At 39.7% G+C, this 15905-nt stretch carries 12 protein-coding genes and 3 pseudogenes; 10 read left to right on the plus strand and 5 right to left on the minus strand.

Annotation, left to right across the window (positions count from 1 at the left end; translation table 11 throughout):
• Positions 1 to 82: 82 nt before the first annotated feature.
• Positions 83 to 1528, minus strand: a complete 1446-nt coding sequence (gene sbcB, locus P20439_RS00790; protein WP_008109257.1) for an exodeoxyribonuclease I — start codon at positions 1526 to 1528, stop codon at positions 83 to 85.
• Positions 1529 to 1777: 249 nt separating this feature from the next.
• Between sbcB and P20439_RS00795 the strand changes: the two are divergent.
• Positions 1778 to 2597 (plus strand): annotated as a pseudogene (locus tag P20439_RS00795) (alpha/beta fold hydrolase).
• Between the two features lie 152 nt (positions 2598 to 2749).
• On the opposite strand, the gene P20439_RS00800 reads toward P20439_RS00795, so the two are convergent.
• Complete coding sequence (locus tag P20439_RS00800) at positions 2750 to 2995, minus strand: hypothetical protein (RefSeq protein ID WP_008109253.1); 246 nt, start codon at positions 2993 to 2995, stop codon at positions 2750 to 2752.
• 346 nt (positions 2996 to 3341) lie between these two features.
• Between P20439_RS00800 and P20439_RS00805 the strand changes: the two genes are divergently transcribed.
• From P20439_RS00805 to P20439_RS00815, 3 genes are all read left to right on the plus strand, one after another.
• Complete coding sequence (locus P20439_RS00805) at positions 3342 to 4640, plus strand: porin (protein ID WP_008463969.1); 1299 nt, start codon at positions 3342 to 3344, stop codon at positions 4638 to 4640.
• Between the two features lie 179 nt (positions 4641 to 4819).
• The gene (locus tag P20439_RS00810) at positions 4820 to 5665 is read left to right on the plus strand and encodes an HDOD domain-containing protein (protein WP_008109250.1); all 846 of its coding nucleotides are present in this window, start codon (positions 4820 to 4822) and stop codon (positions 5663 to 5665) included.
• Positions 5666 to 5803: 138 nt separating this feature from the next.
• Complete coding sequence (locus P20439_RS00815; protein ID WP_008109249.1) at positions 5804 to 6214, plus strand: hypothetical protein; 411 nt, start codon at positions 5804 to 5806, stop codon at positions 6212 to 6214.
• 61 nt (positions 6215 to 6275) lie between these two features.
• On the opposite strand, the pseudogene P20439_RS00820 reads toward P20439_RS00815, so the two are convergent.
• Positions 6276 to 7167 (minus strand): annotated as a pseudogene (locus tag P20439_RS00820) (LysR substrate-binding domain-containing protein).
• Positions 7168 to 7291: 124 nt separating this feature from the next.
• Here P20439_RS00820 and P20439_RS00825 point away from each other — a divergent pair.
• The 4 genes from P20439_RS00825 (at position 7292) to helD (ending at position 11816) form a co-directional block, all read left to right on the plus strand.
• Positions 7292 to 7741 (plus strand): DoxX family protein, encoded by a 450-nt coding sequence (locus P20439_RS00825; protein WP_008109247.1) that lies wholly within the window; start codon positions 7292 to 7294, stop codon positions 7739 to 7741.
• An 81-nt stretch (positions 7742 to 7822) separates the two neighbouring features.
• Entirely contained in the window at positions 7823 to 8773 is a 951-nt protein-coding gene (locus P20439_RS00830) for a glutathione S-transferase family protein (RefSeq protein WP_008109246.1), read from the plus strand.
• Between the two features lie 30 nt (positions 8774 to 8803).
• Entirely contained in the window at positions 8804 to 9511 is a 708-nt protein-coding gene (locus P20439_RS00835) for a pirin family protein (RefSeq protein ID WP_008109245.1), read from the plus strand.
• Between the two features lie 163 nt (positions 9512 to 9674).
• Positions 9675 to 11816 carry a DNA helicase IV gene (helD, locus tag P20439_RS00840; RefSeq protein WP_008109244.1) on the plus strand — a complete coding sequence of 714 codons (2142 nt, stop codon included), beginning with the start codon at positions 9675 to 9677 and terminating at the stop codon, positions 11814 to 11816.
• A gap of 35 nt (positions 11817 to 11851) precedes the next feature.
• Here helD and P20439_RS00845 read toward each other — a convergent pair.
• Both P20439_RS00845 and P20439_RS00850 read right to left on the minus strand, forming a co-directional pair.
• A pseudogene (locus tag P20439_RS00845) lies at positions 11852 to 13020 on the minus strand (MFS transporter).
• 365 nt (positions 13021 to 13385) lie between these two features.
• Positions 13386 to 14333, minus strand: coding sequence for a sodium-dependent bicarbonate transport family permease (locus tag P20439_RS00850; RefSeq protein ID WP_008463973.1), 948 nt, complete (start codon positions 14331 to 14333; stop codon positions 13386 to 13388).
• A 129-nt stretch (positions 14334 to 14462) separates the two neighbouring features.
• On the opposite strand from P20439_RS00850, the gene P20439_RS00855 reads away from it, so the two are divergent.
• Complete coding sequence (locus tag P20439_RS00855) at positions 14463 to 15407, plus strand: LysR family transcriptional regulator (protein ID WP_008109240.1); 945 nt, start codon at positions 14463 to 14465, stop codon at positions 15405 to 15407.
• 61 nt (positions 15408 to 15468) lie between these two features.
• Complete coding sequence (locus tag P20439_RS00860) at positions 15469 to 15885, plus strand: hypothetical protein (RefSeq protein WP_008109239.1); 417 nt, start codon at positions 15469 to 15471, stop codon at positions 15883 to 15885.
• Positions 15886 to 15905 lie beyond the last annotated feature (20 nt).

Here is a 15905-nt window from a genome sequence, read left to right on the forward strand (position 1 = left end):
GCTTACCTAACTATATACAAAAAACGACGACGCTTTAATTATAAAGGGTCGCGTTTTTATGCATTATATAAACTACAGTAAATTACATGCTTTGCGCGTAGTTATATAAGGCTTTTAAAATTGTAAGATTTTTTTCGCTGTCATCATGTTCATGCGCTAAGTTTTCAAGGGTGATCATAAAATCTTGTGCGCTGATTGATGGCTGATCTTCGCCATGCATTAACTTGCTTTGGCAATATTGACGCCATTGATCAAGCTCTTGCTGGTTGAGCGTTTGTGGCCAGTTACGGGCGCGGTACCTAAATAGCAAAGTATTAAATTTAGGATCTTCAAATTCAAGTTTCAAGCTTGCTAAGTCTTCTGGCTTTGCATCACGAATAATCGCAAATTTGGCTTTATCAGCATGGCTAGTAAAGCCATCATATAATAAATAATCTACATTTGTGGTCGCGCTGTAATCGCCTTGCTCATTAAATACCTCAGTGACTTTATCGCGAAGCTCGGTATTGGCTTTTAAAATGGCTAAATTAGCTAGGCATTGCTCACGATCAATACCCAAGCGAGCAGCGTTCTCAGGCAGCAGCGTTTTAGCAGGCGCTAAAATAGGGCACTTGTTTAAATGCACTAATTTTAAACCTACGGGTAAATCACCCTCCGCTAAATCTATACGTTTGGTGTATAAACGCTTGCGTAATTGCTCTACATTTAAATCAAGTAACACCTGCGGGTTTTGGGTTAAATCAAAACAAATAACTGCGTTTTTATTTACCGGGTGAAAACTCATTGGTGCCACCCAAGTGGTACAACCTTGGGTTGCTGGAATACGAGACGAGGTGTGCACTAACGGGGTCATATTAAATACATCAACCATTTCAGCGAGTGCTTTTTTACCACGAAGGCTAAAAAAGAACTGGTACAGTTTAGGTTGCTTCTCTTTAATTAGCTTTGCCAAGGCAATGGTGGCCGTTACATCACTTAACGCGTCGTGCGCAGCGGCATGTTCAATACCATTAGCGACAGTTAAATGCTCAAGCTTAAAACTAGGGCTACCATCTTCTTTTAACGGCCATTCAATACCCTCAGGGCGCAGTGCATAGCAGGCACGCACTAAATCTATAATATCCCAACGGCTGTTATTGTTTTTATATTCACGCTCGTACGGGTCGTAAAAGTTACGATAAAAGCTATATCGGCTTACTTCATCATCAAAGCGAATACTGTTATAACCAGCCACACAGGTATTGGGCACGCTAAATTCTGCATGAATTTTTGCAATAAATTCAGCCTCAACTAAGCCTTTTTGCATCGCCACTTGTGGGGTAATACCGGTAATTAAACACGCTTCAGGATGCGGTAAATAATCCGCTTGTGGCTTACAGTACTCAATAAGCGGCTCGCCAATAATATTTAAATCAAGATCGGTGCGTACACCTGCAAATTGGCTCGGCTTATCTTTCTGTGGGCTCGCCCCCCAGGTCTCGTAGTCGTGCCAATAGATTGTTGCTTGGTTTTGCTCTTGATAAGCCATTAAAAAACCCTATAAGTTAGCTTGAAACGGTTTATATACCGCCAAGTTACTAAATTTATGAATTATTTAGATTATGGCATAGGGTCACAGAGGTTTATAGGTTTGAATAAGGAAATCTATCAGTCAAAACATGATTTAAGAGTGATTGAAGTGATTATTTATTTTTGAGGTTCTGCGTTAGAGAATTTATTTATAAACATAGTGCTTAATGCTATAAACTTAAACTAACTACTAATCTATTTTAACAATATGAAACTAATAATAAAAACGATTCTATTTTGGGTATTAATCACCTCTACCGCTGTGTTTGCTGAGCTTGCTAAAGTTAAAGTAAATGGCTTTGATATTGAATATGAAATGGCGGGTAGTGGCAAACACACTATTTTACTCGAGGCGGGTGGCTCTGCAGGGCTTAGTGATTGGGATCCCATTTATAAAGCGCTTATTAAGCATGCAAAAGTAATTCGCTATTCTCGAATTGGTAATGGCGGCTCTTCGCAAATAAAGAAAAACTATAGCTCAGAGCAGTATGCTACTGAGGCTTTGCTATTACTTAAAGCGTTAAAAATTGAAGAACCAGTAGTTTATGTGGCGCATTCTTATGGTGCTTATATCGCAAGGGTATTTGCGGCAAGCTACCCTGATAACATTAAAGCGTTAATGTTAATTGAACCGGCCTCAGAGCATGATGTTGATATTATGCGTAAGGTTGATTTACCGCGCGCTGAAAAAGAAATTGCCGCTATAAAACGCGATGATATGAAAAATGGCATGTCGAATCAGTATTTAGACTTTTGGTCGAAGCGACCTTTGCCCGATTACCCACAAATAGCTGATATTCCTGTGACGGTTATTGCCTCAGTTAAAAAATATGAAAATCCATCGGTGTTATTTTTTACTGATAAAGGGCGTGAAATGTGGGGAGAACTGCATGCAAACTGGGCTAATGCTTTTCCTCAAGGTGAGATAGTGCTAACCAGTAAAAGTTACCACTATCCACTATCCACAAAATGATGAGCCAGAGATGGTGAACGCGCAAATCCAAAAATTGCTAAAGCGTACTCATTAAATAAAAAGCTAAGGCAGTTTTTTAGATTGTTTAATCAGTTTAATTAAAATGATAGTGAGTACCACAGCTGGAAGTAACCAAATAAAATCACTCATTGTTATAACTCCTTACAGTAATTCACTTAAGCTTTAGTGTTTAAAAGTAAAGTTAGATCAAAATTTTGGACACAAAGCGTGGCTAAAGCCTTTTTCAGTTAGCAAAAAGGTAGCGCTGGGCGTTGAAAATATATACTCCTCATGAATAAGAAAGGCAATAGTGCCTTTAATTTCTTCACTTTGTTGATCTGAGGCATCGCTAATTACTTGTTTAGGATCTAACTGACTTGGGCTTGGAAAATTATTATAAAGATGCTTAAAAATTAACGTAGCAATGGTGTTAAAGGTTTCGTTATTTTTCATTATTGGAAGTCCTTAATGTATTTTTTAGCAGCAAGCTTGCTGATTTACGTATGATTTTTGCAAATAATAGCACACTATAATAGGTACATTAGCATCCTGTTATTTTTCCAACTTTAATTTTTTCAACTTACTGCTTTCATTTATAAAAATATGATTAATTCTCATGGTTACCCAGCTAAAAAGTAGTTTGTGTGTTACTGATCTGTTGCGCAAAATCATAAAGTGTAATTGAAGAGTTGTAAAAATACGTTATCATTGTAAAACAACATGTAAAATCAAGCAGGTACTTAGCTCACGCTGACCAAGTTCGAGTTAATAATATCAACAAGGCAAGCAAGGACAAATTATGACACCTATGAAACCTTTAGCACTGGCAGTGGCTATGGTTGTATTTTCACATCCGGCACATGCAGATACAGATCTCGATAAAGTAAAGCAGCAATTAAGCAGCTTACAAAAACAAGTGGAAATGCTGCAAAAGCAACTTGCAAAAGCAGAGCAAAAAAGTGAAAAATCAATCGACCGCACCATTGAAGAGAAAGAAGATATAGCCGAAACTCAAGTGGCAAAGCATGATCACAAGCCACAGGGAATTAAAGTTGGCGGCGCTGTGCGAACCAACTACAGCCATACCTCGTATGATGACGACAATAAAAATCGCGGTGGCGATTTTGATTTTGATATTTTTCGTCTAAATTTCTCAGGCGACGTTGGTGATGTAAAATTAAACGCTGAAATTCGTTTTTTTGACTACATGACTGCCGTTAAATACGCTTATGCCGCCTATGATTTTGCTGATGATTGGCAAGTCCAAGCAGGTATTACCAAGGTTCCTTTTGGTAACTGGCCATACAATTCACATAACTACTTTTTCAGCACTAACTATTATGTTGGCCTTGAAGACGATCACGATTTAGGGGTGTTATTTAAGCGTAAGATTGCTGATAACTGGCAGCTTGATCTGGGCTTTTTCAAAAATGATGAATTAGGTGGTGTTGATGGTTATGTAGATAACCGCAGCGATCGTTATTCTTACGACATTGTTGGTTTTAGAGAAGCCGGCGATGGTGTTTATGCTGAGCCAACTAATGCTATAGGCGAGTACAATACGTTCTCAGGCCGTTACGGCTATCACCTAGAACATGAAGGTGGTAAAACTGAAATTGGTGTATCAGCACTTGCTGGTGGTTTACATGATGGTGTTGACCGCGCAGGTGATTACAACGCTTGGGCATTACATTTAAACAGTAATATAGGCCCATGGAACTTACAACTTCAACACGGCGAATACAATTACGATATTGATAACGTAAACCGCATTGCTGTAGGCGCTTACTCGTTTTACGACAGCATGGCGGCAGAGGCAACAATGTCGAGTGCAAACGTAGCATACAGCGTACCGGTACAATGGGGCGCGGTGACAAACTTACAGTTTTACAACGACTACAGTGCTATTTACGACAAATCTGACAACAGCAGAGATACCTGGATGAACGTAACTGGTTTCTCGGTAGCTGCAGGTGGTTTATTCACTTACTTTGACTTAGTTCATGGTAAAAATATGCCGTTTGTTGGCGGTTCATTAGCGGGCGACAGCAGCGAAACTGAGCGTCGCTTTAACATTAATATTGGCTATTATTTCTAAGCCAATATTAATAAATACACGCCCACACATGGGCGTGTGTTGCTATTGTTTTAAATTTTATTTTTATCCTACCAATTTCAGCACTTACAAATTGATAAATCCCTAATCAACTTCTAGTATAAAAGTTCAAATGGACTTAAATAAATAATCCATATAGCTTAGCTGGAGGCTAGACATCGATGATTGTAGTTAATGAGCAGGTATTATCAGATGTAAATAAAAACTTTATTATTCCACCAAAGCCACAAATCTTAAATGAGCTTGAAATATTAGCATCTGCTCAAGAACCCTCACTTTCAGACGCCGCAGAGATCATTGCTAAAGATGTGGCTATTTCATCGGCTATTCTAAAAATTATTAATTCACCATCGTATGGCTTAGTGCGCAGTGTGTCTGATATTAAACAGGCCATTATGTTTTTAGGTTGGAACGGTATTGAGGCGCTAGTACCAAGCTTAAAATTAAAGCAAATGTTCACCCAAAAAGAATGCTGCATTAGCTTAGAACGCTTTTGGGATACCGCCACCGAAATTGCAGAGGTAAATATGATTGTTGGCCAATGTATAAAAGATAAAGTGCCAATAGAATATTTGTATACGCTGGGTTTATTTCATGATTGTGGCATTGTGCCGATGGCAGTTAAATTCGATAACTACGTGAGTGCTTTGCATACTTCAAATAATACTCATAAAGAAAGCTTGATAGATATAGAAGAGCGTTTATTTGGAACTAATCATGCCACTGTGGGTTATTACTTAGCGACCAGCTGGCATTTACCCATAGATATTTGTCAGCTTATTTTACGTCATCACGATTTGAGCATGCTAAGTAACATAACTGGAAGTAACCAACAATTGTGTTATAGCGTTTTAAAAATGTCTGAAAATTTGGTCAATAGTGTTTTACGCGGCGACACCACCAAAGATTGGGATGATATAGAAAAACGCGTATTAGCAACACTAAATATGTCAGAAGATGATTATATTGATGTGCAAGAAGAGGTGATTGATTTTTTGAACTGTTAAACGCTTTTTATCAGCGTAAAGTCTATAGGTTAGTTTTTTCACTTATTGGTTTGTTTTTAATCGTTTGTCGAAATGAAGTAAAAACTCTAAAGTTCAGTTGTCGGCAACAAGCACGACTAACCAAATAGGAAATTAATCATGAAACGCTCACTTATCAAAACCATCGCTCTTGGCTCTTTATTAACTTGCTCAGCTGCTGTAATGGCTGATCAAAGTGATTACAAGTTAATGGTTATTGAAGAGGCTAAAACAGCCCCTCAAGAATTCGAAGTTGCATTTAACGACTGCGCATTAAATGTAAAATCAAAAAATTACAGCCAAGCTGAAGCAATCTGCTCAAAAGCAATTACTTTATTACAACAAAGCACTGGCCCACGCTTTAAAGTACGTGAGCTTACGTCATTTGCTTTAAGTAACCGTGGTGTAGGACGTTTAATGGCTAAAAACGAAACGGCTGCATTATCAGACTTTTACGAAGCACAGCAAATGTCTGGTAACGAGTTAGTGTCGCACAACTTAACACGCGCTAAGCAAGACCTCGCACTGTAATATTTATTACTGATTCAAAAAGCCCATGCTGTTTTAGCATGGGCTTTTGCGTTTTTAAGGGTTAAATATTATTTAGTATAATTTGGGTCAGCTGTTTTAAGCCTTTACCTTTGTTTGTTATTTTCCATGCAAGGTATAAGTCTTGAATAGGGCGTGGTTCGGTAAGTTCCACAACATGCAGTTTGTTAGCTTTTACATGTTCAGCAATAAGGTTTGCAGGTAAATAACCAATGCCAATAGCAGATAAAATAGCGGTTATTTTTTGGCTTACAGAACTTACATAAAAAACGTTGATTACCTTCGATTAAATTAGCTGACCACGGAATACTTTGTTTTGCAGAATCATGTACTATAACCGTAGTGTATTGACCAAGTTCGCTGGGCTCAATAGGCCTTTTTAGTTGCGCTAGCGGGTGGCTAGGGTGAACCACCAGAACATTTTGAATATCGGCTATTTTTACCGCTCTGATCCCCTTTTGATTTGGAACCGGAGCTGGTGCACCAATCACTAAGTCAACGTCATCCTCAATTAAAGCCTCCCAAGTGCCATTAAGTACTTCTTCTTTAATATCTATCTCAATATTTTTATGCTCATTTAAAAATAGCTGCAAATTGTTAAATACGTGACTTATTTCAAAAATAGAGTCATAAGCAATACGTATTCGAGGCTCCCAGCCATTAGCTATAGTTTGTGTTTGCTCCGATAAATTATTTATAGCATTGAGTACTTTACGCCCCTCGAACAGTAAATGTTTACCTGCGGGGGTTAAAACCGCGCGTCGACCTTGACGCTGAAACAAAGTTACATTTAATTGCTCTTCAAGTTTATTAACAATATACGACAAGGCTGAGGGCACTTTATTAAGTTGCTCAGCGGCGGCTGCATAACTGCCACGATGCTCAATGGCGTCTAATACCAATAGAGCTTCTATGCTGATAGGGGGTGTATTCATAATGATACCCAAAATTAACTGTTCAAAATATTTGAACATATAGAGCAAATAATAGGAGTTATTTAATTTTAATTCAACTTATACAATAGCTGCATACTCAATTGGAGCAATACAGGTTAAAACTATGACGATTAAAAATATCACAGCTGCCATCACAAAAACTGAACAGTCTTTTGCAACACTACCATTAAGGCTTATTGCGGGGTTAGTGTTTAGTGCTCATGGCGCTCAAAAATTGTTTGCGTGGTTTGGTGGCTACGGATTAGAAGGCACGGGGCAATGGATGGAATCGATTGGCTTAGCACCGGGCTATTTAATGGCATTAATGGCCGGTGGCGCAGAATTTTTTGGTGGGTTACTACTCATCGTTGGTTTACTGGTTCGTCCTGCGAGTTTTGTACTGGCTATCACTATGGTGGTTGCTATTTTTACCACGCACATAGATAACGGTTTATTTATGAGCAATAACGGTTATGAATTTGCGTTATCGCTGTTAGCCATTACCCTAGCTCTACTGATCCAAGGAGCTGGAAAGCTATCTGTTGATGGAAAGATTCATAACAAATTAAATTAATAAGCGGATCACATAAGTGATTAAACTTTAAGCTGCCAATCTGCGTAAGGTTGGCACATTCTATAAACTAAGGAGACGGACATGGGATTACTTGTTAACGGTGAATGGGTCGATAAATGGTACGACACCGAAAAAAGCGACGGTAAATTTGTACGCCAAGATAGCCGCTTTAGAGATACGATTTCATCAGCGCAAAACAGTAAATTTAAACCAGAAGCGGGTCGTTATCATTTATATGTGTCGTTGGCTTGTCCTTGGGCGCACCGCACCATTATTTTTCGTAAATTAAAGCAGCTCGAAGACATCATTTCTATGAGCATTGTTGAAGCTCCGATGATGGAAAACGGCTGGGAATTTGGCGAGCAGGGCGATCCACTTTATAACTTAGATTACGCTTACCAATTGTATTTAAAAGCCGACCCTAGCTATGAAGGGCGTGTTACCGTGCCTATTTTATGGGATAAAAAAACGCAGACTATTGTAAACAACGAATCAATAGAAATAATTCGCATGTTTAATAGCGCGTTTAATGAGCTTACAGGTAACACCGACGATTATTATCCAGATGCGCTACGTGAAGAAATAGAAATAGTGAATACCCGTGTTTATAACACCATTAATAATGGGGTGTATAAAGCCGGGTTTGCTACAACTCAAAAAGCGTATAACGAAGCTTATATTGCCTTGTTTGATAGCTTAGATTGGTTAGAAGCACGATTAGCAAAACAGCGTTATTTAGTAGGCGACACACTCACTGAAGCCGATTGGCGATTATTTACCACACTTATTCGATTTGATGCGGTGTATCACGGGCACTTTAAGTGTAATCGAGAAAAGTTAAGCGAGTTTCATCATATTAGTAACTACATTAATGAGCTTTACCAAGTACCTGGGATAAAGGAAACGGTCGATTTAGAATACACAAAGGTGCATTACTACGTAAGTCACGTAACCATTAACCCAACGCAAATTGTGCCTTTAGGTGCTAAACACACGTTTGATGCTGCCCATGATCGAGACCGTCAGTACTAAATGACGCAGAGATAACGTATAGGAAAAAATATGCTTACTCATTACCCAAAAAATAGCTTAGGCCATGCTGATCATGGTTGGCTCAAGTCAAAGCACCACTTTAGTTTTGCGAATTACTATAATCCTGCGCGTATGGGATTTGGCACTTTGCGTGTAGTTAATGATGACTGGGTAGCCCCAGGTATGGGGTTTGGTGCGCACCCGCATAGAAATATGGAAATTATTAGTTTTATCCGCAGTGGTGCCATTACTCACCAAGATAGTATGGGCAATAAAGGGATCACCGAGCAAGGTGAGGTGCAGGTAATGAGTGCAGGCACCGGCATTACCCACTCAGAATATAACCTAACAGATGAACCACTAACGTTTTATCAAATTTGGATTCAGAGTAATCAACATAATGTTGAGCCGCGCTGGGAAAGCAAGAAGTTTCCTACACAAGCGGCAAGCACCCTTAGCTTACTGGTTTCGGGTTATCCAAAAGATGCCGATAGTGCACTGTTTATTAATCAGCAGACGCGTATTTACGGTGGAAAGCTGGCAAAAGGCACTTCAATAACACAACCGATTGATTATCAAGCCTACGTACTGGCATCGGCAGGGGAGTTTATTATTAATGATGAGTTAGCCTCAATTAATATGAACGAAGGTGACGGCGCAGAAGTTACAAAGGTTAAAAACATCACCTTAACAGCAACTACTGAATGTGAACTGATTATTATTGATACGAAAAATTAGGCCTTAATAAAGCGGCTTGTTAATTATTAAGCCTAATTAAAACTCAAATAATGATGCAGCAGCTACTGCATCATTATTTATCTTTATATTTATTACACTTACATACACTATTCCCTTAAAATACGGCTAATTGGTTCATTTTTATAAAGGAATTCTGCCGTAAATGAATTCTATTCAGCCTAGTGTATTTGGCCGCATTTTTACTGCGCATCGCTTTTTAGACATAAACCCACAAGGTTTAGTGCTCAGCAACAAAACACAAACAACCACACTGAGTTGGCGTGATTTAACGTCGCCCATTCGCTATGAATACGGTGTGCTTGGGCAAACACTGCGCTTGAATACCGAGTCTAAGCAGTATCGTATTTGGATGAGGGCCTATGGCAGTAATAGGGTATTTAAAGCGCATACCGATATGCTGTGGGTTAAAAGCAATATTGCTGTGCTTAATGAGGTGTTGAGTGAAATAAACCAATTTGCTCATACTCAGTTTTTGCGCCAATCATATGTGGCTGATATAAAAAAACAGGTAGATGAGCAATATAAACGCTGGCTACCTTGGATAAAAAGCAGCGATGTTTTAGCACCAGTCAGCACACAAATAAAATTGCTTGAGCAATACAGCCAGTGGAGCGATTCACTCACTCGCTTTTTTCAGCATAAATACACCCAGTCACAATTAAAGCACTACCACGATTTTTTTAATGGCGTTGAAACAAATCCACTCACTGAGCAACAACGCCGAGCTTGCATAATAGACGACGATAATAACTTAGTGCTAGCAGGGGCAGGTACAGGAAAAACCAGTGTGTTAGTGGCTCGAGCGGGCTATTTGGTTAACAGTAAACAGGCTAATTACAACGATATTTTATTACTCGCCTATGGTAAGCAAGCCGCTTGCGAAATGGACGAAAGAATTAAACAAAAGCTGGGCACTGAGTCCATTAAAGCGGCCACGTTTCATAGTGTGGGTTTAACTATTATTAGCGATGTTGAGGGCAAGCCGCCTAAAATATCTAAACTTGCTGAAAACGAAAAAGCTAAAATAAAGTGGGTGGAAGGGTGTTTGGAATCGCTAGCCAATGCTAAACCACAGTATGCTAAAGCATTGGTAAATTACATTAGTAACACTCTTTATGCCGTTAAAAGCGATTTAAAATTTAGTGCTGCAAAGCCTAACCATATAGCGCTTTTAAAAGAGATAAAAGCCAGTGGTCATTTAACTAAATTAGCGACTGTGTTTAGCCAGTTAATAAGTGCGTATAAAACCGCAAATATAACACTTGAGAGCGATTCAAAGCAGATACAGCAAGCGTGGAAATTATTAAAGCCGTTGTTTGCCAACTACAACCATTATTTACGCACACAAGGCGAAATAGACTTCGACGACATGATCATTAAAGCCCTCGATTATGTAAACACAAAAAAATTTACATCGCCTTGGCGTTATATCATGGTGGATGAATTTCAAGATATATCGCCGCTGCGAGCTACACTTGTAAAAGCGCTGCGCGATAATAAATCGAATAGTTCACTGTTTGCAGTAGGAGACGATTGGCAAGCTATTTACCGTTTTAGTGGCGCAGATATGCGACTTACTACCGAGTTTGCCGCACATTTTGGCTTTACAACACAAACTCTATTAGATAGGACCTTTCGCTTTAATAATAAAATTGGCGAGGTTGCCGCAGGTTTTATTATGAAAAACCCAGCGCAGTTAGCTAAAAACATTCACTCAGTTGCAAAGGTAACTAAACCCGCCGTTAGCGTGCTCAAAACGCTAAATAGTGGCTCAGCTAAAAACACCAAAATAGCGGAGCTAAATAATGGTGCAATTAAGCATTTACTACAGGGGATTAAGGGTCATTCAGGCAAGCCTGTCACTGTGTATTTACTTGTACGGTTTCGATTTCAGTTACCTTCACTGGCCGATATAAGTGCTTTACAGCAAGAGTTTTCAGCACTGCATATTGAGTGTGATACGTTCCATGGCTCAAAAGGCAAAGAAGCCGATTATGTCATTATATTAGCAATGAATGGCGGGGCGTATGGATTTCCAAGCATTAAGCCAACGTCTCAAATTTTAGAGGCATTATTACCCGCAAAAGATAATTTCGCACACAGCGAAGAGCGTCGCTTATTTTATGTGGCGCTCACTCGCGCTAAACATAAAGTGTACATAATAACTGATGATAGTAACCGCAGCAGCTTTGTTGATGAACTTATAAACGAGCATAAAATTGAAGTACTTGAGTTAAAAAATAAAGCAGTCGCGAAAGCGATTACTCAAGTGCAAACCGCTTAATACCGTAACCAGCATTAAGCGGCTTTTAGCATTAGCTAGCCAGCAACCGGAGTGTTACCTGTGGGTATTTTTTCATACTTTTTATAAGCATGTAAATACAGGTAGTAATTAAACAGCCACCTAAGTAAATAAGCACACCATGGCTTTTATCTGAAAAGTGGGTGGCCATAAGCGGCCCAAGAACCGAGCCCACACTGTAACTTAATAGCATTATTTCGGTGGCTGAGACTATTTTTGCCATAGGCAGTGAGTCGCACGCCAACGTAATAGCAATTGGGTAAAGTGCAAAGCTGCATGCACCCAGTATAAAATAACTACTCACTAGAGCCGCAAAGCTATTTGCATGTAAAATACCCACCACACTGGCGGTGCCAATAAAGCAAAAAATCGCCATTAATAAGCTTTTAATAATGCGGGTTGATAAATAGCTCACTAAAGGCTGAACTAACATGCCACCTAATATAATCACCGCCATAAGTAACCCAGTATAGTGTGCCTGCTCTGATTGCGCCGCAATATACACAGGCAGTAAGCCGTAAATAGGCCCAAGTAACAATCCCGACACTAAACAGCCCAAAATAGCGGGGCGGCTCAGGGTTTTAAGCTCTTTAAGGGGGAGTTTTTGTAAATTTTGCGTATTAGGTTGCCCTTGGGTAATTAATAGCGGCGCTAAAATCGCAACAGCTAACAAAGCAATAACAAATAAATAGGGCATGGCATCTGTCGTTCCTAATGGTTTAATAGCAAGTTGCCCTACGGCACTGCCACCGTATAGGGAGGTCATATATAACCCCAAGCGCTTTGCTCGCGCTTTTGCGGTGTTGGCCATTAACAACCACGACTCTACCACCACAAATACGCCAGCTACTGCCATGCCAGCCACAAATCGCGCGACTAACCACATAGTGGCAGTTGGGCTGATCAACTGGGCAACAACACTAACAATTAGTAAGGCTAAAAACCCGATAAAAGCCAACCTATGACCGATTTTCACCACTACGCGCTCTATACATAAAGCACCAATTAGTAAGCCCAAATAAAACACACTGGCAAGCCATGGAGCTAAATCAATATTTAAGTTAAATGCATTAAGTGATAACGGGATCAGGCTCATTAAAAAGCCCGACGCAATAGCAAAAAACGATAAGCCAATAACCGGCGCTAAGGGGTTATTTGATTTACTATCAGCGGCAAGTTCCACCATTAGATTGTTCCGATAAAAGGGGGTTAAATAATTACTGACTTTAGGGGGATAGATAAAGCAATTATTTTAAGCAGGTTAATTTTGCGGCGAATGTAGGCTGGTTTGACAACGAAGTAAAGAGATTTTTAATTGCTAAATGAAAATAGTATTTAAAATGTTTTTTTACGTAAATTAAACGCTTACATGCTATTTTTTTGTAGAAGTAAGTTAGCTTTATTGTTTTAAAATTGTTGTATTTTTAAGCCTTGTTTTAAATTAAATAACACTGCTTATAAAACCAAAAAAAGCCCACTTTGGGCTTTTTTGATAAAGACTATTTAACCTGAGCTCTAGATAAGAGATTTATTATCCAGAGTTTATATTATTTAACTTATGGCTACGGCGAGTTGGTGATACAAACCAATTCCCACAATAACATTAAATGGAAAGGTGACACCTAACGAGCTGAGCATGGCAAGACCAATATCCGCTTTGGGAATAGCTGCTTTTATGGCCGCAGGTGCGGCAATGTAAGAGGCACTCGCCACTAAGCTGCCCAGTATAACCACCGAGCCTAATTCTAAATTAAGCCAGGTGCCAACAATAACGCCAATGGTGCCTAAAAATAATGGTGTAATAATGGCAAAAGCAGCCAATTTCCATTGTTGCCAAGGGAAAGGGCGAAGCGTTTGTGCAGCTACTAAGCCCATTTCTAGCAAAAACAATGCCAGTACCACTTTAAAGCTATTGGTGAGCAAGCTGGTAACTTGGCTACCTTGCTGGGTGCCATACATCATACCAATAATTACACCGCCAACGAGCAAAATCACACTCTTATTGGTGAGCGTTTCGTGCCACAGCGCTTTTAACGATAAGTTAGTGTTTTCACTGTGTGCTTTGTCGAGCTTACGATACAGCAGTAAACCCACAATGATAGCGGGTAATTCAAGCATCACCAGATACAAGGTAACTTCTGCGCCCACTTCTAATTTAGCCGATTCTGCATACGCTAAGGCTACCGCAAATGTACCTGCACTAACCGAACCATAGTGAGCCGCAATGCTTGCGCTATTAGCTACGCTTAGCCTAACAACGTATTTTAAAATAGGGTATAAAGTCAGTGGAATAAGCCCACCAAGTAACATTACCGAGGCCATTTCGGGCAGTAATTGCCAGCTTAAATTGCCATGAAGGACCATACCACCTTTTAGGCCTATGGTAAGCATGAGTAGCAAACTGAGGGTGTCATATGTAGCTTTGGGTATAGCTAAATCAGAGCGAAGGATACCCGCCACTAATCCTAAAATAAAAAACATCACTACAATATCAGGCACGCTGTTCTCCTCTTTGTTTTCGTTGTTACTAATTCATTTTGTTGAGCGGCGCCATTATAGGCAAATCTTTATATAGTAAATAATAAAATGAATGCTACCATCCTATAGATAAAAATCTATGAGGTGTGTATGAACATAAGGCAACTTTCTTTTAGACTACTTGAAGTATTTATGAGTGTAGTAAAAACCGGCTCTATAAGCGAAACGGCGCGCAGGCTTCATTTGACTCAGCCTACGGTTTCTTTACAAATTAAACGCTTACAAGAAGCGGTAGGTGAGCCGTTAATAATTATGCAGCAACAAAAGTTGCAAATAACCGAAGCCGGCATGGCCTTGTTTAGAACCTGTCAGCAGGTTTTTGGTCATTTTGAAGACTACCAAGATTACCTAGCGGAGCTAAAAGGGGGGGAACGTGGACGATGTAAAATTGCCATGGTTAATACCGCCCAATATATTTTACCTAAGTTGCTAGGGCCATACAGTAATGAACACCCGCATGTAGAGCTGCCACTTGAAATAGGTAATCGCTCTGCTGTTTTAGCACGCTTTGAACGCGGAGAAGATGATATTTATGTATTTAGTCACCCGCCATCATTAGAGCATGCCCAAGCAGCTAGGTTTTTACATAATCCTTTAGTGTTTATAGTGCCGCTAAATCATCCGTTAGCCGATAAAACCGCGTTGACACTGGCTGATTTAGTTCCGTATCGTTTTTTACTACGCGAGACAGGCTCCGCAACGCGCATGTTATTTGAGAGCGAGCTGCAAAGTAGAGGCTTGGTATTAAGTGACAGTGTGCAAATGGCCAGTAATGAAGCGATTAGAGTGGCGGTGGCTTCAGGTATGGGGATTGCGGTGCTTTCTCAGCATGTGCTACCTAAAGGTGATAATAGCTTTAAAGTGCTTAATGTTACCGACACCACTTTAGCCAGTCATTGGTATTTTGTGGTGCGTACAGACCGACACATATCACATGCTGCACGCAGTTTTTTAAAGTTTGCTGAACAACACTTAGAGCAATATTTAGATGAAAAATGGGTGCGAAATGAGCTAAGTGGGCTTAATTTGAAATAAAAATATCAATTGGTATCAAAGTTGCTGTGTTATTACAGTTAAGCAAAATGGATTTCAGCTAATGACATCAATAACCTTTAAAAATCAATATAGTAGTTATAACAGCCCCGTTAACAAAGCGGCAAAAGCGAGTGATGTTGTGCCGACGTCTGCCGCTGCGGCAACAACCAGTGCCGCTGAAAATCAAGCACCCCCCAATTTTATCGCTAAGCCAGCAGACAAAAGCTTTTTAGAAAATGCGCAACAGGCATTAATTTATCAACGTTTAGGTGTTGATAAAGAAAAAATAGCTGAGCTAAAGGCAGCAATAGCAGCGTTGGCAGAAAAACTAGAAGAGCAAGGTGCTGATGTAGACGCCATAAAAGAGCAGATTGCCGAACTACAAAAAATGTTAGAGCAAGAATTCGAAAAAGGCACTCAGCGAATGGCAATGCAACCCACACATGAAAAAGGCAAGCTGGTAACCGCATTAGCTTAGATCGCGGTATGTTGAAAGCT

It is taken from the genome of Pseudoalteromonas sp. BSi20439, assembly GCF_000241165.1.
Lineage (GTDB): Bacteria > Pseudomonadota > Gammaproteobacteria > Enterobacterales > Alteromonadaceae > Pseudoalteromonas.

Coding starts and splice junctions, on each gene's coding strand:
- sbcB (WP_008109257.1), bottom strand. CDS start 1,528: ATGGCTTATCAAGAGCAAAACCAAGCAACAATCTATTGGCACGACTAC.
- P20439_RS00800 (WP_008109253.1), bottom strand. CDS start 2,995: ATGAAAAATAACGAAACCTTTAACACCATTGCTACGTTAATTTTTAAG.
- P20439_RS00805 (WP_008463969.1), top strand. CDS start 3,342: ATGACACCTATGAAACCTTTAGCACTGGCAGTGGCTATGGTTGTATTT.
- P20439_RS00810 (WP_008109250.1), top strand. CDS start 4,820: ATGATTGTAGTTAATGAGCAGGTATTATCAGATGTAAATAAAAACTTT.
- P20439_RS00815 (WP_008109249.1), top strand. CDS start 5,804: ATGAAACGCTCACTTATCAAAACCATCGCTCTTGGCTCTTTATTAACT.
- P20439_RS00825 (WP_008109247.1), top strand. CDS start 7,292: ATGACGATTAAAAATATCACAGCTGCCATCACAAAAACTGAACAGTCT.
- P20439_RS00830 (WP_008109246.1), top strand. CDS start 7,823: ATGGGATTACTTGTTAACGGTGAATGGGTCGATAAATGGTACGACACC.
- P20439_RS00835 (WP_008109245.1), top strand. CDS start 8,804: ATGCTTACTCATTACCCAAAAAATAGCTTAGGCCATGCTGATCATGGT.
- helD (WP_008109244.1), top strand. CDS start 9,675: ATGAATTCTATTCAGCCTAGTGTATTTGGCCGCATTTTTACTGCGCAT.
- P20439_RS00855 (WP_008109240.1), top strand. CDS start 14,463: ATGAACATAAGGCAACTTTCTTTTAGACTACTTGAAGTATTTATGAGT.
- P20439_RS00860 (WP_008109239.1), top strand. CDS start 15,469: ATGACATCAATAACCTTTAAAAATCAATATAGTAGTTATAACAGCCCC.